Source organism: Saccharopolyspora sp. NPDC045839, from assembly GCF_056431645.1.
Map to the genome: position 1 here is coordinate 29,989 of NZ_JBWKKH010000006.1, position 19,468 is coordinate 49,456.

Sequence of the window (19,468 nt, forward strand, 5' to 3'; positions counted from 1 at the left end):
TTCGGCTGGAGCTCCCCGGCGCGATGTCCGCCACCCGGAGCCGCTGCGAAAAGCGGGTGCAGAACCTGGTTCGCCTCTAGCTACTGGCGAGTAATTACGTCTAGTCTGTCGCGCATGGCTGGACGTGACGAGAGCGAAACCGATTTCGACGTGGTCGTCATCGGTTCCGGGTTCGGCGGCAGCGTGGCCGCGCTGCGCCTGACGGAGAAGGGCTACCGCGTCGCCGTGCTCGAAGCCGGTCGCCGGTTCGCTGACGACGAACTGCCCAAGACGTCCTGGGACCTGCGGAAGTTCCTGTGGGCACCGCAGCTCGGGTGCTACGGCATCCAGCGCATCCACCTGCTGCGCAACGTGCTGATCCTCGCGGGCGCGGGCGTCGGCGGCGGCTCGCTGAACTACGCCAACACGCTCTACCGGCCGCTCGAGCCGTTCTACAACGACCCGCAGTGGGCGCACATCACCGACTGGGAAGCCGAACTCGCCCCGCACTACGACCAGGCCACCCGGATGCTCGGCGTCGTCCAGAACCCGACCGAAACCCCCTCCGACGTGGTGATCAAGCAGGTCGCCGGGGAGATGGGCGTCGGCGACACCTACCACCACACGCCGGTCGGCGTGTACTTCCGCAAGCCCGGGCAGACCGACTCCGACCCGTTCTTCGGCGGCGCCGGGCCCGTGCGCACCGGCTGCACCGAATGCGGCGCCTGCATGACCGGCTGCCGCGTCGGCGCGAAGAACACGCTGGTCAAGAACTACCTGTACCTGGCGGAAGCGGGCGGCGCCAAGGTCTTCCCGCTGACCACCGTGACCCGGCTCGGGCAGGGCGCCGACGGACGGTGGCGCATCGCGACCGCGCGCACCGGGGCGAAGGTGTCCCGGCGGCCCCGGATCTTCCGCGCCGACCAGGTGGTGGTCGCGGCGGGCACCTGGGGCACCCAGAACCTGCTGCACCGCTGCCGCGAGAACGGCGACCTGCCGCGGCTTTCGACGCGGCTCGGGCGGCTGACCCGGACCAACTCCGAGGCGATCATCGGCGCGCAGATGAAGAAGCGCGACCCCGAGCGCGACTTCTCCACCGGCGTGGCCATTACCTCCTCGTTCCACCCGGACACCGACACGCACATCGAGCCGGTGCGCTACACCAAGGGCGCCAACGCGATGGGGCTGTTGCAGACCCTGGCGACCAAGGGCGGCGAGGGGTCGCGGTGGAAGCAGTGGGCGAAGTACGTGTGGAAGCACCCGAACCTGGCGCTGCGCACGCTGTCGGTCAAGAACTGGAGCGAGCGCACCGTGATCCTGCTGGTCATGCAGAGCCTCGACAACTCGCTGACCACGCGGCTCAAGCGGGTCTTCGGCAAGAAGCTGCTGACCTCGGAGCAGGGCCACGGCGCGCCCAACCCGACCTACATCCCGGCCGGTGAGCAGGCCAACGAACTCGTCGCCGAGCGCATCGGCGGCGTCGCGGGCGGCACCTGGGGCGAGCTGTTCGACATCCCGCTGACCGCGCACTTCCTCGGCGGCTGCGCGATCGGCGAGGACGCCGAGCACGGCGTGATCGACCCGTACCACCGGGCGCACGGCTACCCGACGATGTCCATCGTGGACGGTTCGGCGGTGTCGGCGAACCTGGGCGTGAACCCGTCGCTGACGATCACCGCCCAGGCGGAGCGGGCGTTCTCGATGTGGCCGAACAAGGGCGAGCAGGACGCCCGCCCGGACCAGGGGACCGGCTACCGCCGGGTGGCGCCGGTCGTCCCGAAGTCCCCGGCTGTCCCGGCCACCGCGCCCGCCGCGTTGCGCCTGCCCCTGGCGTGACGCAGCAGCACCAGCGCGCAGAGGAAAGCGGCCATCGCCAGCCAGCCCGGCCACGCCGTCAGACCCGTTGCCAGCGGGCTCGGCGGTTGGTCGGCGGAGCCGAAGACCCACGGCAGCTGAACCGCAGCGGAGCTGACGGAGGTGTGCGCGACGACGGCGGGCACCACCGAGGCGGACCGCATCCGCAGCCAGGTGAAGACCGGCACGATCAGCACGCAGGTGACCAGGAAGGATGCGATCGAGACCGGCCACGACGCTCCTGGGTACTGGCCGCCGAGCAGCAGCGTCGGCAGGTGCCAGAGCGCGAACACCACGCCGGTGACCACCAGCGCGAACACCGGCCCGCGCGGCAGCAGCCGGGGCAGCAGGAATCCCTGCCAGCCCAGCTCCTCGCCGAAGAACATCGGTAGGAAGATCAGCATCTGGAGCAGCAGCGCGGCCGCCCAAGGCGCCATTTCGAGCCACGGAATCCCGGGCTGTCCCAGGGTTTCCGGGGCGAACTGGCTGCGGAACCCGGAGAAGTTCACGAGATCCGGCTGGTAGATCCCGGCCGTGGCGGCTATCGCCAGCGACAGCGCGGCGAGCAGCAGCGGCACGACGAAGGCGAGCGCGCATTCCTTCAGCGTGCCCTTGGGCCAGGTCAGCGCCAGCGTGGCGCGGATGTTCCGGCGGCGTTCCAGCCGTCGCAGGACGAATACCGCGGCGAGCGCCGGCGTGAGCATCGCGGCGGCGATGCAGAGCTCTTCGAGCAGGCCCATCGCGATTTCGTTGTCGGTGCGGCGAAAGCCGGTCAGCCACAGCGGGGTCATCGCCAGCCACATGCCCGCGTAGGCGAGTCCGGCGAACGCCAGGAGCGAGCGGATGTTCTGTTGAACCATGGCGGCGAAGCTATGGCGACGGCAGCGGATCCCGACAGGTCGTGGGCGCCCGGCCCAATGGTGTTGTGAACTCCACTGTTCCGCAGGCTCCGCTCCGGCAGACTCTCGATCGAGAGATCCCCGATCGCCGGGGATTCGAGGAGAGTGATGGGCAATGCAGCTGCGCCTGGTGGTTCGCGATGCCGGTTTCCTGCTGATCGGCCTGCCGACGGGAATCGCCGCGCTGGTCTCGATCCCGCTGGTCCTCGCCAGCGGACTGCTGGTCGCGACCGGCATCGGCATCATCCTGCTGCCCGGTTTCCTGACAGCGCTGCACCGCTTCGCGGAGTGGCAGCGCCGCCGAGCCGGGCGGAGGCTCGGTGTGCCGACTCCGTCCGTTCCGGCGGCGACCGGATTCGGCGCCGTGCTGCGGAATTCCGCCACCTGGCGGGTGCTGCGCTGGCTGCCGGTCCACGCGCTGATCGGCACGATCGGCGGGCTCATCGGCCTGGTCGCGGTCGCCGGGCCGCTGGCCACCGTGGTGACTATGGTGATCTGGCCCGTGGTGCCGAACGCGAGCCTGCTGGGCATCCGGGCGACGAGCTGGCCATTCGCGCTGAGTACCGGTGCCGTGCAGTTCGCGCTCGGGTTCGCACTGCTGTGGTGGGGTGTTCCGCCGTTGGCGCGGTGGCAGGCGAAGCTGAGCCTGGCGCTGCTGTCGCCGTCGGCCTCGCAGCTCAAGGCCGCCCAACTTGCCGAGCGGGTCGACGAATTGGCCGAAACCCGGGCGGGCGCGCTGGAAGCGCACGGCGCCGAACTGCGGCGGATCGAGCGCGACCTGCACGACGGCACGCAGGCCCAGCTGGTCTCGCTCGCCATCCGGCTCGGGATCGCCGAGAAAGCGGCACACCACGACCCCGATATGGCGGTCCGCATGCTGCAGGAGGCCCGCGACGGAGCGGAGGAGGCGATGAGTGGGCTGCGCAACGTCGTCCGCACCCTCTACCCGCCGATCCTCGCCGACCGCGGGCTCGCCGGGGCGGCTTCCGCGCTCGGTGCCCGGTGCGCCGTGCCGACCACGGTCACCGTTGCGGAGCTCGGCGAAGTTCCGGCCGCGGTCGAGGCCGCCGCGTACTTCGTCGTCGCCGAGGCGCTGAACAACGTGACCAAGCACGCCCGCGCGACGCGCGCCGCCGCGGCGATCGACCGGGTCGGCGACGAGCTCCGGATCGAGATCGGCGACGACGGCATCGGCGGGATCGACGAGTCGAAGGGCACCGGCGTGGCCGGGATCCGGCACCGCGTCGCGGCCCTGGACGGGCGGGCCGAGGTGGTCAGCCCGGAGGGCGGGCCGACCGGGATCCGAGTGGTGCTGCCGTGCGGGTCGTGATCGTCGAGGACAACGTGATCCTCGCGGAGGGGCTCAAGTTGCTGCTGAGCACCGTGGGCATCGAAGTGACCGCCGTGTTCGCCGAGGCGGAGCCGTTCCTCGACCTGATCGAGGCGGAGGCGCCGGACGCGGCCGTGGTGGACGTCCGGCTGCCGCCGTCGTTCCGCGACGAAGGCGTGCGGGCGGCCCTGCGGGCGCGCCGGATCCGGCCGGGCCTGCCGGTGCTGGTGTTCTCCCAGTACGTGGAGGAGACCTACGCGCGCGAGCTGCTCTCCGACGGCCGGGGCGCGGTGGGTTACCTCCTCAAGGACCGGGTTTCTCGGGTGGACGAGTTCGTCGACGCGCTGCGCCGGATCGCCGGCGGCGGCACCGTGATGGACCCGGAGGTCGTCGCGCAGCTGCTGACCCGGCGGCACGACCCGCTCGCCGCGCTCACGCCGCGCGAGCGGGAGGTGCTGGCGCTGATGGCGGCGGGCTACGCGAACGCCGAGATCGCGGCGCGGCTGTTCGTCACGGAGCGGGCCGTGCTCAAGCACGTCGGGAACATCTTCGCCAAGCTCGACCTGCCGGTCGGGGACTCGGGCCACCGCCGGGTGCTCGCGGTCCTCGCCTACCTCGGCGGCTGACGAGACGGGCGTCACAGCCCGGCCGGTCACATTGTGCCGAGGCGACTCGTCATAGGTGTGCAGACACCGAAACGGCAGAGGAGCCCACCATGGATGCGCGTTTGAACCTCTTCGGAAACCCGGTCGCGGGCAAGTTCGTGAAGCACCTCGTCTCGGCGAACAAGGCGGTCTCGGAGTCGGAGCTGCCCGCCGCGACGCAGGAGCTCGTGAAGATCCGCGCGAGCCAGATCAACGGGTGCGGGTTCTGCACCGACATGCACACCAAGGAGGCGGCCGCCGCCGGTGAAACGTCGCTGCGGCTCAACCTCGTCGCGGCGTGGCGGGAGGCCACGGTCTTCACCGAGGCCGAGCGCGCGGCGCTGGAGCTGGCGGAGCAGGGCACCCGCATCGCGGATGCGGCCGGCGGCGTCACGGACGAGGCCTGGGAGAACGCCGCCAAGCACTACGACGAGGACCAGCTCGCCGCGCTGGCGTCCCTGATCGCGCTCATCAACGCCTTCAACCGGTTGAACGTGATCGTCCGGCAGCCCGCCGGCGACTACCAGCCCGGCCAGTTCTGATCTCCCGGACCGGGGAGCCGGGTCCGGTGCCGTCGCACCGGTCCCGGCTCCCCGCCGTCCCGCCGGGCAAGGGCGGGGTCGGTGCCGCTGTGGCCTTGATTACCTGGGACAATGGGCGCCACCGCTCTCGCCAGGAGGTTTCGACGACGTGTCCGGTACCGCAAGCAGCAAGGGCGCCGATCGCCAGGGGCAGGGGCCTGTCCTCGTTGTCGATTACGGCGCCCAGTACGCGCAGCTGATCGCGCGACGGGTGCGGGAGGCGCAGGTCTACTCGGAGGTCGTCCCGCACGACACCTCGGTGGAAGACATCGCGCGCCGCGACCCGGCGGCCATCGTGCTCTCCGGCGGCCCTTCCAGCGTCTACGCCGACGGCGCGCCGCAGGTCGACCCGGAGCTGTTCAGCGCGGGCATCCCGGTGTTCGGCATCTGCTACGGCTTCCAGGCGATGACCTCCGCGCTCGGCGGCACGGTCGAGCACACCGGCACCCGCGAGTACGGCCGCACCGAGCTGGACATCACCGGTGACGGCGGCACGCTGCACGCGGAGCTGCCCGGCCACCACCCGGTGTGGATGAGCCACGGCGACTCGGTGAGCAAGGCCCCCGAGGGCTTCGCCGTCACCGCCGGCACCAAGGACACCCCGGTGGCCGCCTTCGAGAGCGTCGAGCGCCGGCTGGCGGGCGTGCAGTACCACCCCGAGGTGGTGCACTCGCCGCACGGCCAGGAGGTGCTGCGCCGCTTCCTGCACGAGATCGCCGGGGTCCGCCCGCAGTGGACCACCGCGTCCATCGTGGACGACACGGTGGCCGCGATCCGCGAGCAGATCGGCGACCGGCGGGCGATCTGCGCGCTGTCCGGCGGGGTCGACTCCGCGGTGGCCGCCGCGCTGGTGCACCGCGCCATCGGCGACCAGCTGACCTGCGTTTTCGTCGACCACGGCCTGCTGCGCTCCGGCGAGCGCGCCCAGGTGGAGCGCGACTTCGTCGCGGCGACCGGCGTCCGGCTGGTCACCATCGACGCGGTGGACCGGTTCCTCGGCGCGCTGTCCGGTGTCACGGACCCGGAGGAGAAGCGCAAGATCATCGGCCGCGAGTTCATCCGCGTATTCGAGCAGGCCGCCCGCGACCTGCAGGCCGAGGCGGGCGCGGCCGGCGAGCAGATCGACTTCCTGGTGCAGGGCACGCTGTACCCGGACGTGGTGGAGTCCGGCGGCGGCACCGGCGCCGCGAACATCAAGAGCCACCACAACGTCGGCGGGCTGCCCGACGACCTGCAGTTCGATCTGGTCGAGCCGCTGCGCGCGCTGTTCAAGGACGAGGTGCGCCGAGTCGGGCTGGAGCTGGGTCTGCCGGAGACGATCGTGCACCGGCAGCCGTTCCCGGGCCCGGGGCTGGGCATTCGGATCATCGGCGAGGTGACCGCGGAGCGGCTCGCGACGCTGCGCGCGGCCGACTCGATCGCCCGCGAGGAGCTGACCGCGGCGGGCCTGGACCGCGACATCTGGCAGTGCCCGGTGGTGCTGCTGGCCGACGTCCGGTCGGTCGGCGTCCAGGGCGACGGCCGCACCTACGGCCACCCGGTGGTGCTGCGCCCGGTGTCCAGCGAGGACGCGATGACCGCGGACTGGACCCGGCTGCCCTACGACGTGCTGGAGCGGATCTCCACCCGGATCACCAACGAGGTCGCCGACGTCAACCGGGTGACCCTCGACGTCACCTCCAAGCCGCCGGGCACCATCGAGTGGGAGTGATCCCAGCGGCCTGAAGCCAGAAGGCGCCCCGACCAGCCGGTCGGGGCGCCTTCTCGCTTCACCGGTCGAAGCGCCGAATCGTGAACGGCCGGCGATGGAGAACGAGTCGGCCTCCCATGCCGTCCTCCTCCCGCCCCGTGCGGCTTCGCGCCATGCGGGGCCGCCGTATGTTTCGCCACCCGAGCTGCTGCACACCCGATGGGGCGAGCGGACCGCCGCAGAGCGGGCACCGGCCTGCGGGGCGCGCCGCTCCCGCTGTTCGTCGGATGACTCGTGGAAGGGGCCTGGAAATGCGCGCCTCCCTGATCCAGCTCTCGGTCTCGGACACCGAATCCGCCGACGAACGCCGAGCACGGGCCGCCGATCTGGTCCGGCGCCGGGCGGGCGACGACATCGTCGTGCTGCCGGAACTCTGGACGACCGGCGCCTGGGCCTACGACGACTGGCAGGCGGGTGCCGAACCGGTGGACGGCCCAACGGTGCAAGCCATGTCGGCGGCGGCCAGATCCGCGGCCGTGTGGTTGCACGCGGGGACCGTGGTGGAGCGCGACGGGAACGGCGCGCTCTACAACACGGCATTGGTCTTCGACCGGGTCGGGGCGCTGCGCGCTACGTACCGCAAGATCCACCGCTACGGCTTCGACACCGGTGAGGCCGTGCGGATGGCCGCCGGGCGGGATGTCGTGACGATCCCCACCGAGTTCGGTGACCTAGGCCTCGCCACCTGTTACGACCTGCGCTTTCCCGAGTTGTTCCGGGCGTTGGTCGATGCTGGGACGGAGATCCTGGTCGTGCCCGCCGCCTGGCCGGCCCGGCGCCGCGAGCAGTGGAGGATCCTGGTGCGCGCCCGCGCGGTCGAGGAGCAGGCCATCGTCCTGGCCTGCTGCGCCGCAGGCTCCCACGGCGGCATGGATCAGGCCGGCGGCAGCCTGGTCGTCGACCCCTGGGGCGCCGTGCTCGCCGAGGCGGGTGCGGGCGAGGACGTCCTGACCGCGGACGTCGACGTGGGCTCGGTCGCGGCGATCCGGACCGAGCTGCCGGTCCTCCGGGACCGCGTCCTCGCCATTCCGGCTCCGCCGACCGGGCACGCCGGAGCGTGAAGCGCCCGCTCCGGCCGGCACTGCGGGGCTTGCCTGCCACCCGGTCGCTCTGACGTCCCACCTGGGACTTTCTGATGAGACGTCAGAGCTCGCGCTTCGCGGAATCGCGCGTCACTGCTCGACGCGAACCCAGTCGATCAGGTACCGGACGTTGCCCGCGGCCACCTTGTCTACTGTGGACTGAGGCAGGCCGAAGTACGGTTCCGTGACGCCGTTGACGCCGTTGGGATACCCGCCGCCGAGGGCGAAGTTCAGGATCAGGAACTGCGGGTCGTCGTACGCCCACGTCCAGCCCTTGGACTGGATCTCCTGCTTGGTGACCCGGTACGTCTCGACGTCGTCCACGAAGAAGGCCAGCCCGTCCGGCGTCCAGTCGACCTTGTAGACGTGCCAGTCGGCCGGGTCCTTGCCCTCGAAGTTCTGGCGCTTCGTGAACGGGGTGTCGCCGTGGTACTCCGGGCCGTGCAGCGCCGAGCTCGTCCACGGCTCACCGACGTGCTCCATGATGTCGATCTCGCCGCACTCCGGCCACGGCTTGCCGGCGTCGATGTTCGCGCCCAGCGACCACCACGCGGGCCACAGCCCGGACGCGGTGGCGCCCTCGGGGAGCTTGAGCCGCGCGGCGTAGCTGCCGTAGGTGAACTCGACCTTGTCCTGGGTCTTGATCCGGCCGGAGACGAAGTCGTAGGTCTGCCCGTCCGGCGCCTGGTGGCCGGGCTGGAACCGGGGGTGCAGCACCAGCGCGCCGTTGCTCGCGCCGGTCGACGGGTCCTGGTCGAAGTAGATGGTCTCCGGCGAGTCGATGTAGGCCTGCTGCTCCTGGTTGACGGTGCCGAAGTTCTCTCCGGTCACCTCGACCGTCCACTTCGAACGGTCCAGCTCCGAGCCGGAGAAGTCGTCGAAGAACACCTCGGCGCGGGGCGCCGCACCGGCTTCGAACAGCGGCGCGGAGGCCAGTAGAGCGAGCGCGGCACCGGCCGCGAGCAGTCGTCTCGGGGCCATGTCGGCTCCTTCCGAGTAGTGGGAGCGCCCCACTCCCGCGCGCCCAGGGTTCGAGAATGGATCGATCGAGTATGCCCACCGGTTCCGCGCCCGGTCCCGCTCGTGTCGTGTTTTGGACCCGCGTTCAGATCCGCGCCGGGCCGGTTCCCCGGCGTTTTCTCCGCCGCCGCAATCGGTTCCGCGGTCGATAGGATCGACTCGTCCTCCGGTCGTCTCACGAGGAGTGCGGATGGTGAAGTCAGCCCGGCACGGGCCCTACTTCTGCGGCATCGATGCCGCGATGGACGTGGTGTCCGGCAAGTGGAAGGTGCTGATCCTCTGGGAGCTGGACCAGCACGGGACCCGGCGGTTCGCCGAACTGCGGCGCGGCCTGCCGGGCGTGACCGAGAAGATGCTGACGCAGCACCTCAGGGAGATGGAGCAGGACGAGCTCGTGCACCGCGAGGTCTACCGGGAGGTGCCGCCGAAGGTGGAGTACTCGCTGACGGAGCACGGCGAATCCCTCAACCGGGCGCTGGCGGACCTCGGCATCTGGGGCGGCGAACGCATCCGCCGCATCGGCGCCGAGAAGGTGCACGTCGCCGCGAGCTGAGCCCGGCGGAATCGTGGCGAGCATTGCAGATCTGCCGGAACCGCCGTCCCGGCCGGACACCCGGAACTAGGGTCGGGCACGACCGAGCAGAGGGGGATCGATGGTCATCTTCGGGATCGTGCTGTTCGTCGCGGCCGGGGTCGGGTTCTACTTCATGCGACGTGCCCGGGACCAGCTGCACGCGATGATCGGTGCCGAAACCCTGCCGGTCAACGAGCTGGAGGTGCTGCGCCGGGCCTCCGACGAGGTCGGCGCGCGGGGCGGGTTCCGCAAGCAGTGCGAGGTGGTCGGCGCGGCCCACCCGAGGCCGGAGGGCGTGCTCGTCTCCGAGCTCAGCAAGACGGAATGCGTCTGGTTCCGCTACGTCGTCAAGCGGCGCTACGAGCAGGTGAACTACCGGGACGGCCGCCGCCACGTGGAACGGCGCACCGAGACCGTCGCCCAGCACACGTCCTGGGAGGGCTACGCGCTGCGCGACGACCAGGGCGTGCTGATCGGCGTCGATCCCAACGGCACCAACCCGGACCGGCCGGAACAGGTCGTCGATCGGTTCGAGCCGTACAACCCGCAGGGCCCGGTGATGTTCGGCCTCCAGCTGCCGGACATCTTCGACAGCAGCGGCACGATCGGCTACGAGTACGAGGAGTGGGTGATCCGGCCCGGCCGGCGGCTGTACGTCCTCGGCGAGGTGCACGACAAGATCGGTCCGCTCGTGATCGGCAAACCCGAGCGGGACGGCCACTTCATCGTCTCGACCCGCACCGAGCAGGAGGTCCGCGACAGCCGCCGGAACCAGCACCGGTGGCTGGCGATTGGAGTCCCGGTGGCCGCCCTGGCGGGTGTCACCCTCGTGGTCCTCGACATCGTCCTCTGACTGCCCGCCGCCCGCCGCCCGGCTCCCGCCGGTGGTGGTGGTCCGCCGGTGGTGATGGTCCGCAGTTTCAATGGAAACTGCGGACCGTCGGCGTGTCACACCCCGACACACCGGTACCTGTGGACAACTTCCGCAATTTCAATGGAAATCAGAGGTTCGATTTCCATTGAAATTGCGGGAACCAGGACCTCGGGACCGAGGACGTCGGGACCGAGGACTTCAGGATCGAGGACTTCGGGATCGAGGACGTCAAGACTGAGGACGTCGGGGACTGGGACCGAGGACTTCGTGCGCGAGGGCCTCGGGGAGATGGCCTCGGGGAGATGGCCTCGGGCGCGAGGGAGCTCGGGTTCTGGTTGCTAGCCGTCTCGGCGGGTTCGGAACGAGGCGATCAGCATGCCGATGCCGATCGCGACCGCGGACGCCGCGAGCAGCCACTGCACGTCGCCGCCGAAGCCGAGCAGCAGACCGCCGGCGATGACGATCGCGAGCAGGCCGCCGACCAGCGTGAACATGTCCGGTCCGCCGCGTTCGGTACGGCGGGTGGTCTCTTCGTCAGCCACGGACGACCTCCACGTCTCCAGTGCCCACCACCAGGTCGAGCACGATGTGCCCACCGCCGGGTCCGTCCTCGCCCTGGTCCACGACCGTGCGCTCCGCCGACCGGCCGTCCGTCGAGTCGCCCAGGCATCGCACGCTGCCCAGCTCCGCCGCGCACCGCGCGGTCACGTCCACGTCCGGCGGCAACTGCACGACGATGTCGCCGAGCCCGACGTTGGCGCCGGTGTGCAGCTCCTGGCCGTCGGCGATCTCCAGGTCCCGCAGGTCCAGCTGGACCGATCCGGCCGATCGCTTGTAGAGCGGCTGGACGTTCTGGATCGCGGTGGGCCGGATCTCGTCGTCGCCCAGTTCGCCGCTGAGATCGCCGAGCGGCAGCGCCGCCAGCAGCATGGCCAGCCCGCCGACCGGGATCGCGGCCCCGATCAGCCCGCGGCCGCCGCGCAGGAACGCCCCGACGACCATGCCCACGCCCAGCACGGCGAGCGCGATGGCCAGCGCGGTGCTCATCGGCGCGCCCAGCGCGGTGGCGAGCGCGGCGGCGAACGCCGCGAGCCCCAGGGTCACAAAGCTGATCCAGCGCCGCGTCGGCTGCTTCTGCTCGGGCTCGTCCGGCTCGCTCGGCTCGGGCAGGTCCCACGCGAACGGTGCGGCGCCGAGCGGATCCCAGGCCGGCGGAGTCTGCCGCGGCGTGTCGTCCGGTGGCGGCGCGGTCGATGTCGTACCGGGGTAGACCCAGGTGTTCGCAGCCACCGGAGCCGCCGGTTGCGGGCCGGTTTCGGGCGTCGCCAGGGGTGCCGCCGGCGCGACGCCGCGGTCGCTGTAGTTGTGATGCAGCAGGTAGAGCAGGGCGAGGCCGATCGCCAGGCCGAGGATCGACGGCGTGCTCACCAACCAGAGCACTCCCGGGATCAGCAGGAGCACGATCACCACGGCCAGCGTCGGGGACGTCGGCTCCCGGGGCGGCTCGGGCGAGCCCGGAACGGGATCGCCTTCCTTCGGGAACAGCAGCCATCCCAGCAGGTAGAGGACCAGCCCGGCGCCGCCGTAGAACGTGCCCAGGACGAAGGCGACGCGCACCAGGATCGGGTCGATGCCGTACCGCGCGCCGATCGCGGCGGACACGCCGCCCAGTTTGCCCCCGGTGCGCGGCCGCACCGGGCGGGTCTCCCAGAAGTCCCGCAAGGTGTCCTCGAAACCGGCGATGCCGGACCGCTTCGTACTGGTCATGGCAACCACTATCCGAGTCCGGCGCGGCCGGCGACATCAGGGTCGCCCCTGAGGTAGCCCGGAAAGTCAGGGCCCGTCCCCGATGCCCGCGTGCACGCGTGCGTGTGACCATCGATGTCGTGAAAGCCCGGTACAAGCGGAAGCGGACCAGCGCGGCGGAAGCGGCGGCTGAACCGCCGACGATCCCGGCGGCGCGCCTGACGGCGGAGCACCGGCAGCAGCCCGCACCCTTCGCGCAGCTGCACCGGCGGCGCACCGGACGGCTGGTGGCCGGCGTGGCCGGTGGTGTCGCCGAGCACCTGAACCTGCCGGTGCTGTGGGTGCGCGGTGCCTTCGCCGCGCTCGCCGTGTGCGGTGGAGCGGGAATCATCGCTTACGCGATGCTCTGGGTGTTCGTCCCGCAGGGCACCGGTGCGGAGCAGCCGGTCTCGACCAAGGAGCGCCAGCAGGGCTTCGGGATGATCCTGCTCGGCATCGGCGCGATGGTGGCGGTCGGCTCGCTGGTGGCGATGCCGACGTGGGTCGTCGCACCGCTGCTGGTGGTGCTGATCGGCGCCGCCGTGGTCTGGCGGGAGGCCGACGAGTCGCAGCGCCGCCGGTGGCGGCAGGGTGCCCGGTCCGGGATGGTCGGCGGCGGCGGGCGGCCGGCGCTGGTGCGCATCCTCGCCGGCGCGGCGCTGGTGGTCGTGGGCATCGTGGTCTTCCTGGCCGGCACTTCCGACCCATCGGACGTCCGCACCGGGCTGCTCGCGATGGTCGCCACGCTGATCGGCGTCGCGGTGCTGACCGTGCCGTGGTGGCTGCGCCTGGTCCGCGATCTCAACGTCGAGCGGGCGAGCCGGATCCGTTCGCAGGAACGCGCCGAGATAGCCGCGCACCTGCACGATTCCGTGCTGCAGACCCTCGCGCTGATCCAGAAGCAAGCCGAGTCCGAGCGCGAGGTGCGCCGCCTGGCGCGGGGCCAGGAACGCGAGCTGCGGAACTGGCTCTACGGCCCGGACGGCTACGGCTCCGACGGCACGGCGTCGACCGACGACGGGCCCGCCGCGCGGTTCGCCGCCGAGGTGGCCCGGATCTGCGGCGAGGTCGAGGACGTCTTCGCGGTCAAGGTCCAGCAGGTCGTGGTCGGCGACTGCGACCTCGACGAGCGCCTGACCGCGCAGCTCGCCGCGGCCCGCGAGGCGATCGTGAACGCCGCCAAGCACGCGGGCGTGGGGGAGGTCAGCGTCTACGCGGAGGTGGAGCCCGAGCAGGTGTCGGTGTACGTGCGGGACCGCGGCGCCGGGTTCGACCCGGAGCAGGTGCCCGACGACCGGCACGGCCTCGCCGACTCGATCCACGGCCGCATGCAGCGGCACGGCGGCCGGGTCAAGGTGCGGACCTCGCCCGGCTCGGGCACCGAGGTGCAGATGGAAATGCCCAGGGCAGCGGCGTGAACTCGCGTACGCTGCGGGACGAACCCAGCGATGGAGGATGTTGATCGTGACCGGTGAAGCGACACCCGAGGTCAGCGAATCCCGGCCGGTCCGGGTGTTCCTGGTCGACGACCACGCGTTGTTCCGCGCCGGGGTGCGCGCCGAGCTGGCGGCGGCCGCCGACCAGGTCGAGGTGGTCGGGGAGGCCGGTTCGGTCGCCGAGGCGGTCGCCGGGATCGGCCACTACGCGCCCGAGGTGGTCTTGCTCGACGTGCACATGCCCGACGGCGGCGGCGCCGAGGTGCTCCGGCAGGTGCGCAGCAAGAACACCAGCGTGGTGTTCCTGGCGCTGTCCGTGTCGGACGCGGCGGAGGACGTGATAGCGGTGATCCGCGGCGGCGCGCGGGGCTACGTCACCAAGACCATCTCCGGGCGGGAGCTCGCGGACGCGATCGAGCGGGTGCGGGCCGGCGACGCCGTCTTCTCGCCGCGCCTGGCGGGTTTCGTGCTGGACGCGTTCTCGGAGGGCCCGAACTCGGCGCCGGTCGGCGACCCGGAACTGGACCTGCTGACGCCGCGCGAACGCGAGGTGCTGCGGCTGCTGGCGCGCGGCTACGCGTACAAGGAGATCGCCTCCGAGCTGTTCATCTCGGTCAAGACGGTGGAGACGCACGTGTCCAGCGTGCTGCGCAAGACCCAGCTGTCGAACCGCTACGAGCTCTCCCGCTGGGCCTCAGACCGCCGCCTGGTGTGACCCGGACGCGGACCAGGCGCGCATCGGCACGACGCCGGTGGCGCGCCCCGATTCCGCCAGCAGCCTGCCCATCCGCTTCACGGTCCGCAGGTTCACCAGCGTGTCGTGCACGACGAAGCTCGGGAAGTTCCGCGCCACGACCTGCTCGAACTGCTGGATCGCGCTGATCGATGGCAGCCACACCGTGGCGAGGAGGTTGTGCTCGCCGGTGACCGTGGCGCACATCCGGACCGGTGCCAGGCCGGCGAATCCGGCCGCCACGCGATCCACGTTCTCCGCGGCGACGCGGCCGCGCACGGTCACGGTGACGGGCAGGCCGACCAGCGGCGCGGCCACCTCGCAGCGCAGGGAGAGCACGCGGGACCGCAGCATCGCGGTGGTTCGGCGGCGTGCCGTCGCCTGGCTGGTGCCGGCATCGCGGGCCAGTTCCGCGTAGGAGGCGCGACCGTTCTCCGACAGCAGCCGCGCCAACCTCCGGTCGAGCGCGCTGAACGTGAACGCGGTGCCGGGCTGCTGGCGGTCGAGCCCCGGGTCCAGTGCCGCGTGCGCCGAAGCGCCCAGCGCGTGCAGCCGCCAGTTCGCCCCCTCGCTGTAGAAGCGGGTGACCAGCGCCGTCGTCGTCGCGGTCAGGCCGGGAATCCGCTCGACCCGCCGGATCAGGTAGTGGTTGAGCGCTTCGAGGTTCTGCGCCGCCACGGTGAGCATCAGGTCCTGCGCCCCGGCGGTGACCTCCACCGAGATGCAGCAGGAGTCGTGGGCCAGCGCCGCCGCGACCTCGTCCTTGGTGCCCGGCAGGCACCGGACGGTCACGAACGCGACGCAGTCGCCGTTGGCGGGCGCGGCGAAGTACGCGGTCGTCCAGGCGTCGCCGCTGCCGGACAGCCGTTCCCAGCGGCGGGCCACGGCATCGGCCGACCGGACGCCCAGCGAAGCGGCCACGGCGGACCACGGGGCCCGCGGCCAGACCTGGAGCGCGTTCACGAGTGCCAGGTCCGACTCGCTGAGCATGACCGATTTCCCCGCCACAGCCGGGAATCATGACGGATTCGCCAACTTTCGACAATGCCTGCGCCGCGTTCGCCGACCATGCCGCAAACCGCATGGAAGGAGTCGCGATGACCACCAGCGCAGATGCCGGGCGGACGCGGCACCGCCGCACCGCACCGCGCCAGGAACCGCGAACCGGCTCGAAGTCGCCGAGGAGCCGCCAGGAAGGGCATCTCCCGGGCGGGGGAGCGACGCCGTTTTCGCGCGAAACCGGCGCTCTCCACGCCTGCGGGGCGACGGTTTCGCGCGAAAACGGCGCCCACCGGTCCGCGCGCCCGCTGAGCGACCGCTCCTCCGCCGGGAGGCGCCGGTGACCGCCTCCGCGCCGCTGCCCACGGGCACCGAACTCCTCGCGCGCCTGGACCGGCTCCCGGTCGGCAAGCCGCACCGCCGGCTGATGCTGCAGGGCGGCCTCGGCTACCTCTTCGAGTCCTACGACGCCGTGCTGCTCGGCTACGCCGCCTCGACCGTGGTCGCCCTGTGGAAGGTCGAGTCGGGGCTGGCCGGCTGGCTGCTGGCCTCGGTGTTCATCGGTTACCTGATCGGCGCGCTGGTCGCCGGGCTGCTCGCCGACCGCATCGGCCGCCGCCGCGTGCTGATGTACGCGCTGCTGGTCTACGTCGCGTTCACCCTCGTCGCGGCGACCGCGACCAGCCCGGGCGAGCTGATCCTGTGGCGGATCCTCAGCGGGATCGGGGTGGGCGCCGAGGCCACCATGATCGTGCCGTACATCTCGGAGTTCCTCCCGGCCCGCAACCGCGGCCGCAACATCGGCAACACGATGGTCTTCCTCGGGTTCGGCTACATCCTGGCCGGCCTCACCGCGGTGACCGTGATCAGCCCGTCGCCGGAGCCGGGGTGGCGCATCGCGTGCGTGATCTGCGTGGCGCCGGTGCTCCTGCTGCTCTGGTGGCGCCGGACGCTGGTGGAGTCGCCGCGCTTCCTGATCAGCCAGGGCCGCATCGCCGAGGCCACCGAGATCGTCGAACGATTCGAGCGGGAGATCGCCGCCCGGCAGGAACTGCCGCCCGTGCCGGAGGTCGTGGAACCGGCCGCGAAGCCCGCCCCCTCCAGGCGGAGTGCGATCCGGCAGTTCGCCGCGCTGTGGGCTCCCGGCCTGGCCGGGCGCACTGCAGTGGTGTGCGTCCTGTGGTTCGCCATCCAGGCGACGCACTACGGCTACGGCACCTGGCTGCCGACGCTCCTGGTGCTCAAGGGATTCACGATCTCCAAGAGCTTCGCCTTCGCCCTGGCCAGCGCGGTCGCCCAGGTGCCCGGCTACTACGTGGCCGCCGCCATCAGCGAACGCCTCGACCGCAAGTGGACGATCGTGGTCTTCCTGTGCTGCAGCATCGGCTGCGCGGCCGGGCTCGGCACCGCGAGCGACGACGTGGCGATCTTCTGCTTCACCGTCGCCCTGTCGTTCTTCATGAACGGCGTCGCCGGTCCGCTGTACGCCTACACGTCCGAGATCTACCCGACCGAGACCCGCGCGACCGGCATGGGCCTGGCCAGCGCCACCGCCCGGGTCGGGGCCATCATGGCGCCGGTGGCGATCGGATACCTGTACGCGGACATCGGATTCGGCGGTGTTTTCGCGGTGCTGTGCGGGCTCTTGCTGATCGGGGCCCTCGTCCTCGCCGTGGCGGGCCTGCGCACCGCCGGGCGCAGCCTGGAATCGCTGCACGCCCAGCCGGCGTCGCGGGCCCGCGACGACCAACCGGCCTGACCGCCGGGGAGTTCCCGCTCCATCGGGAACTCCCCGGCGCCGGTCACTTCATCGGGTGGTTGCTGGCCAGTTCGGCGTAGAGCTGGGAACCGCGCAGCAGGGCGAGGCGGAACCGCGCCCAGAGGCTCAACGGCCCGATCGGCGGGAGCTCGTCGGTGCGGGTGGTGGGCTGGGTGCGGAGCTGGTTCGACATCTCGTCCTCCTCGATTTCGGATGCGACAACGGGTTCCGGGGTGGTGGAGCGGCGGGTCAGCGCCACGCCGAGCAGCACGATCGCCATGCCCAGCAGGACCCGCAGGCCCAGTTCTTCGCCGAGCAACAACCAGCCGAGCAGCACGGACACGATCGGCATCAGGTAGGCGACGGTGGACGCCGTGGTCGCGCCCTCCTCGCCGATGACCCGGTAGTTGATCGCGAAGGCGAGGCCGGTGCCGAAGATGCCCAGCACCGCGACCGCGAGCAGCGCGAGGGGATCCCAGCCCACCGGGCGCAGGCCGTCGAGCGGGAGAGCCAGTAGCGCGTAGCCGGTGGCGGCGATCATCTGCATGGCCGCCAGGGTCAGCGGCGGCAGGCCGTGGTCCCCGGTCAGGTTCCGTCCGATGTAGACGTAACCGATCCCGTAGCTGACCGCCGCGCCCAGGCAGGCCAGCACGCCCCAGTCGAGCAGGCTGCCGCCCTGCCATGGCGCGAAGATCAGCAGCACGCCGAAGAATCCCAGCAGCAGCCCGCCTAGCCGGGCCGGCGGCATCGCCTCGCGCCCGGCGAACAGCCCGAACAACACCGTCCACAGTGGTGTCGTCGCGTTCACCACGCCGGTCAGGCCGGAGTCGACGGTCTGCTCGCCGAGGCCGAACAACACCCACGGCAGCGCGCTGCCGAACAGCGCGGCGACGGCGATGTGCCGCCACAGCTTGCGATCGCTGCTCAGCCGCAGGCCGCGCAGCGCGCACAGCGCGACGAGAACCGCGGCGCCCAGCACGATGCGGGTCAGCGCGATCTGGGTCGGGGACAGCGCCCCCAGTGCGAGCTTGATCAGCAGGAAGCTGGAGCCCCACAGCAGCGCAAGCACGCCCAGCCGCACGTAGTTGGTCGGGTTGTTCATGTCTTCTCCGGTCTCGCGGGGCGTGGTCGAAGTGTCAGCCCGCGGAGACGGTAGGTCTCCGAACCTTCGGCGACCGCCGAACCGATCTCCGCCTACTACGTTGCGCCCGCCGAGGCGTAAGCACAAGTGAAATAAAATCAACCGACGTTTCAGATCTGCTGTACTGTGGGGGAATGCTGGACGTACGCCGAATGCAGGTGCTGCGAGCTGTGGTCACGAGCGGCTCGGTGAGCGCGGCCGCGGCGAACCTCGGGTACACGCCGTCCGCGATCAGCCAACAGCTGTCCACGCTGGAGAAGGAGGCGGGCACGCCGCTGCTGGAGAAGGTCGGGCGCGGGCTGAAACCGACCCCGGCCGGCACCCTGCTGGCCGAGCGCGCCGGGCGGATCGCCGACCTGCTCAGCAGCACCGAGGCGGAACTGGCCGACATCCGGGCCGGGCGAACCGGCCTGCTGCGGGTGCGCTTCTTCCACACCGCCAGCGTCGGGCTGATCCCGCCGGCGGTTGCCAAGTTCCGCGCCGAACACCCCGACGTTCAGCTGGACCTGCGGATGCAGGAGGCGGAGCTGGTCGACGACGTGTCCCGCGGCGAGGCCGACCTGGCGATCATCGTGGTGGGCCGTTCCGTGCCCGAGCGGCGCGGGGTGCGGTTCGTGCACCTCGCCGACGACCCGTACCGGGTGGTGCTGCCGAAGTCGCACCCGATGGCCGCCGAGGACTGCATCGACCTGGTCCGGCTGGCCGGCGAATCTTGGGTGAACAGCGCCGTGACCAGCGACGACATCTGTTCGAGGCTGCTCGGGGACGCCTACGACAGCGCCGGTTTCACGCCGAAGGTGGCGCTGGAGACCGACGGCAGCTACTCCGCCCAGGGCTTCGTGGCCGCCGGACTGGGCGTCGCGCTGGTGCCGCGGCTCGGGCTCGACATCGTGCACCCCGGCGTGGTGGTGCGGGCGGTGCGGAATCCGGAACCGGCGCGCCGCCTCTACGCGGCGGTCCGCGAAACGGTGGCCGACCTGCCGGCCGCCCGCTCACTCCTGGCGACGCTGCACGAGGTCGCCAGCTGA

At 71.4% G+C, this 19,468-nt stretch carries 18 protein-coding genes; 12 read left to right on the forward strand and 6 right to left on the reverse strand.

The annotated features are described in order from the left end of the window. Nucleotides 1-114: 114 nt before the first annotated feature. The gene (locus AC07EQ_RS10585) at nt 115-1,815 is read left to right on the forward strand and encodes a GMC oxidoreductase (RefSeq protein WP_478387762.1); all 1,701 of its coding nucleotides are present in this window, start codon (nt 115-117) and stop codon (nt 1,813-1,815) included. Here the strand turns inward: AC07EQ_RS10585 and AC07EQ_RS10590 are convergent. Continuing rightward, the gene (locus AC07EQ_RS10590; protein ID WP_478387763.1) at nt 1,731-2,693 is read right to left on the reverse strand and encodes a CPBP family intramembrane glutamic endopeptidase; all 963 of its coding nucleotides are present in this window, start codon (nt 2,691-2,693) and stop codon (nt 1,731-1,733) included. The two genes, AC07EQ_RS10585 and AC07EQ_RS10590, sit on opposite strands and share 85 nt — an antisense overlap. Nucleotides 2,694-2,847: 154 nt before the next feature. On the opposite strand from AC07EQ_RS10590, the gene AC07EQ_RS10595 reads away from it, so the two are divergent. The 5 genes from AC07EQ_RS10595 to AC07EQ_RS10615 all read left to right on the forward strand — a co-directional run bounded on the left by AC07EQ_RS10595 (nt 2,848) and on the right by AC07EQ_RS10615 (nt 8,098). Further along, complete coding sequence (locus tag AC07EQ_RS10595; RefSeq protein WP_478387764.1) at nt 2,848-4,062, forward strand: sensor histidine kinase; 1,215 nt, start codon at nt 2,848-2,850, stop codon at nt 4,060-4,062. Next, a complete protein-coding gene (locus AC07EQ_RS10600; protein ID WP_478387765.1) occupies nt 4,050-4,688 on the forward strand; it encodes a response regulator transcription factor in 639 nt (212 codons plus the stop codon). The genes AC07EQ_RS10595 and AC07EQ_RS10600 overlap by 13 nt, the downstream gene beginning before the upstream one ends. Before the next feature lie 89 nt (nt 4,689-4,777). Next, nucleotides 4,778-5,248, forward strand: a complete 471-nt coding sequence (locus tag AC07EQ_RS10605) for a carboxymuconolactone decarboxylase family protein (RefSeq protein WP_478387766.1) — start codon at nt 4,778-4,780, stop codon at nt 5,246-5,248. A 148-nt stretch (nt 5,249-5,396) separates the two neighbouring features. Further along, on the forward strand, nt 5,397-6,998 hold the full coding sequence (guaA, locus tag AC07EQ_RS10610) for a glutamine-hydrolyzing GMP synthase (RefSeq protein ID WP_452619149.1): 1,602 nt from the start codon (nt 5,397-5,399) through the stop codon (nt 6,996-6,998). Between the two features lie 290 nt (nt 6,999-7,288). Beyond that, nucleotides 7,289-8,098, forward strand: a complete 810-nt coding sequence (locus tag AC07EQ_RS10615; protein ID WP_478387767.1) for a nitrilase-related carbon-nitrogen hydrolase — start codon at nt 7,289-7,291, stop codon at nt 8,096-8,098. Nucleotides 8,099-8,209: 111 nt separating this feature from the next. Here the strand turns inward: AC07EQ_RS10615 and AC07EQ_RS10620 are convergent, their stop codons facing one another. Next, on the reverse strand, nt 8,210-9,100 hold the full coding sequence (locus AC07EQ_RS10620) for a glycoside hydrolase family 16 protein (RefSeq protein ID WP_478387768.1): 891 nt from the start codon (nt 9,098-9,100) through the stop codon (nt 8,210-8,212). A gap of 229 nt (nt 9,101-9,329) precedes the next feature. Between AC07EQ_RS10620 and AC07EQ_RS10625 the strand changes: the two genes are divergently transcribed. Together AC07EQ_RS10625 and AC07EQ_RS10630 are read left to right on the forward strand one after the other, a co-directional pair. Continuing rightward, the gene (locus AC07EQ_RS10625) at nt 9,330-9,692 is read left to right on the forward strand and encodes a winged helix-turn-helix transcriptional regulator (protein ID WP_478387769.1); all 363 of its coding nucleotides are present in this window, start codon (nt 9,330-9,332) and stop codon (nt 9,690-9,692) included. Between the two features lie 100 nt (nt 9,693-9,792). Then, a complete protein-coding gene (locus AC07EQ_RS10630; RefSeq protein WP_478387770.1) occupies nt 9,793-10,566 on the forward strand; it encodes an E3 ubiquitin ligase family protein in 774 nt (257 codons plus the stop codon). 359 nt (nt 10,567-10,925) lie between these two features. On the opposite strand, the gene AC07EQ_RS10635 is transcribed toward AC07EQ_RS10630, so the two are convergent. Further along, a complete protein-coding gene (locus tag AC07EQ_RS10635) occupies nt 10,926-11,129 on the reverse strand; it encodes a hypothetical protein (RefSeq protein ID WP_478387771.1) in 204 nt (67 codons plus the stop codon). Continuing rightward, nucleotides 11,122-12,354 (reverse strand): PspC domain-containing protein, encoded by a 1,233-nt coding sequence (locus AC07EQ_RS10640; protein WP_478387772.1) that lies wholly within the window; start codon nt 12,352-12,354, stop codon nt 11,122-11,124. Before AC07EQ_RS10640 ends, AC07EQ_RS10635 begins: the two co-directional genes overlap by 8 nt. 119 nt (nt 12,355-12,473) lie before the next feature. Here AC07EQ_RS10640 and AC07EQ_RS10645 point away from each other — a divergent pair, with 119 nt between their 5' ends. Together AC07EQ_RS10645 and AC07EQ_RS10650 are read left to right on the forward strand one after the other, a co-directional pair. Continuing rightward, nucleotides 12,474-13,790 (forward strand): ATP-binding protein, encoded by a 1,317-nt coding sequence (locus AC07EQ_RS10645; protein ID WP_478387773.1) that lies wholly within the window; start codon nt 12,474-12,476, stop codon nt 13,788-13,790. Nucleotides 13,791-13,827: 37 nt separating this feature from the next. Beyond that, the gene (locus AC07EQ_RS10650) at nt 13,828-14,523 is read left to right on the forward strand and encodes a response regulator transcription factor (protein ID WP_358306789.1); all 696 of its coding nucleotides are present in this window, start codon (nt 13,828-13,830) and stop codon (nt 14,521-14,523) included. Here the strand turns inward: AC07EQ_RS10650 and AC07EQ_RS10655 are convergent. Beyond that, nucleotides 14,503-15,531 carry an Lrp/AsnC family transcriptional regulator gene (locus AC07EQ_RS10655; protein WP_478387774.1) on the reverse strand — a complete coding sequence of 343 codons (1,029 nt, stop codon included), beginning with the start codon at nt 15,529-15,531 and terminating at the stop codon, nt 14,503-14,505. The genes AC07EQ_RS10650 and AC07EQ_RS10655 overlap by 21 nt on opposite strands. Nucleotides 15,532-15,880: 349 nt before the next feature. Here AC07EQ_RS10655 and AC07EQ_RS10660 point away from each other — a divergent pair, with 349 nt between their 5' ends. After that, nucleotides 15,881-17,299, forward strand: a complete 1,419-nt coding sequence (locus tag AC07EQ_RS10660) for an MFS transporter (protein ID WP_478387775.1) — start codon at nt 15,881-15,883, stop codon at nt 17,297-17,299. Between the two features lie 43 nt (nt 17,300-17,342). Here AC07EQ_RS10660 and AC07EQ_RS10665 read toward each other — a convergent pair whose 3' ends face one another. Beyond that, the gene (locus AC07EQ_RS10665; protein ID WP_478387776.1) at nt 17,343-18,401 is read right to left on the reverse strand and encodes a DMT family transporter; all 1,059 of its coding nucleotides are present in this window, start codon (nt 18,399-18,401) and stop codon (nt 17,343-17,345) included. A gap of 173 nt (nt 18,402-18,574) precedes the next feature. Here AC07EQ_RS10665 and AC07EQ_RS10670 point away from each other — a divergent pair, with 173 nt between their 5' ends. After that, the gene (locus AC07EQ_RS10670; RefSeq protein ID WP_478387777.1) at nt 18,575-19,468 is read left to right on the forward strand and encodes a LysR family transcriptional regulator; all 894 of its coding nucleotides are present in this window, start codon (nt 18,575-18,577) and stop codon (nt 19,466-19,468) included.

Coding starts and splice junctions, on each gene's coding strand:
- AC07EQ_RS10590 (WP_478387763.1), bottom strand. CDS start 2,693: ATGGTTCAACAGAACATCCGCTCGCTCCTGGCGTTCGCCGGACTCGCC.
- AC07EQ_RS10640 (WP_478387772.1), bottom strand. CDS start 12,354: ATGACCAGTACGAAGCGGTCCGGCATCGCCGGTTTCGAGGACACCTTG.
- AC07EQ_RS10585 (WP_478387762.1), top strand. CDS start 115: ATGGCTGGACGTGACGAGAGCGAAACCGATTTCGACGTGGTCGTCATC.
- AC07EQ_RS10670 (WP_478387777.1), top strand. CDS start 18,575: ATGCTGGACGTACGCCGAATGCAGGTGCTGCGAGCTGTGGTCACGAGC.
- AC07EQ_RS10630 (WP_478387770.1), top strand. CDS start 9,793: ATGGTCATCTTCGGGATCGTGCTGTTCGTCGCGGCCGGGGTCGGGTTC.
- AC07EQ_RS10625 (WP_478387769.1), top strand. CDS start 9,330: ATGGTGAAGTCAGCCCGGCACGGGCCCTACTTCTGCGGCATCGATGCC.
- AC07EQ_RS10620 (WP_478387768.1), bottom strand. CDS start 9,100: ATGGCCCCGAGACGACTGCTCGCGGCCGGTGCCGCGCTCGCTCTACTG.
- AC07EQ_RS10655 (WP_478387774.1), bottom strand. CDS start 15,531: ATGCTCAGCGAGTCGGACCTGGCACTCGTGAACGCGCTCCAGGTCTGG.
- AC07EQ_RS10595 (WP_478387764.1), top strand. CDS start 2,848: ATGCAGCTGCGCCTGGTGGTTCGCGATGCCGGTTTCCTGCTGATCGGC.
- AC07EQ_RS10605 (WP_478387766.1), top strand. CDS start 4,778: ATGGATGCGCGTTTGAACCTCTTCGGAAACCCGGTCGCGGGCAAGTTC.
- AC07EQ_RS10650 (WP_358306789.1), top strand. CDS start 13,828: ATGTTGATCGTGACCGGTGAAGCGACACCCGAGGTCAGCGAATCCCGG.
- AC07EQ_RS10665 (WP_478387776.1), bottom strand. CDS start 18,401: ATGAACAACCCGACCAACTACGTGCGGCTGGGCGTGCTTGCGCTGCTG.
- AC07EQ_RS10615 (WP_478387767.1), top strand. CDS start 7,289: ATGCGCGCCTCCCTGATCCAGCTCTCGGTCTCGGACACCGAATCCGCC.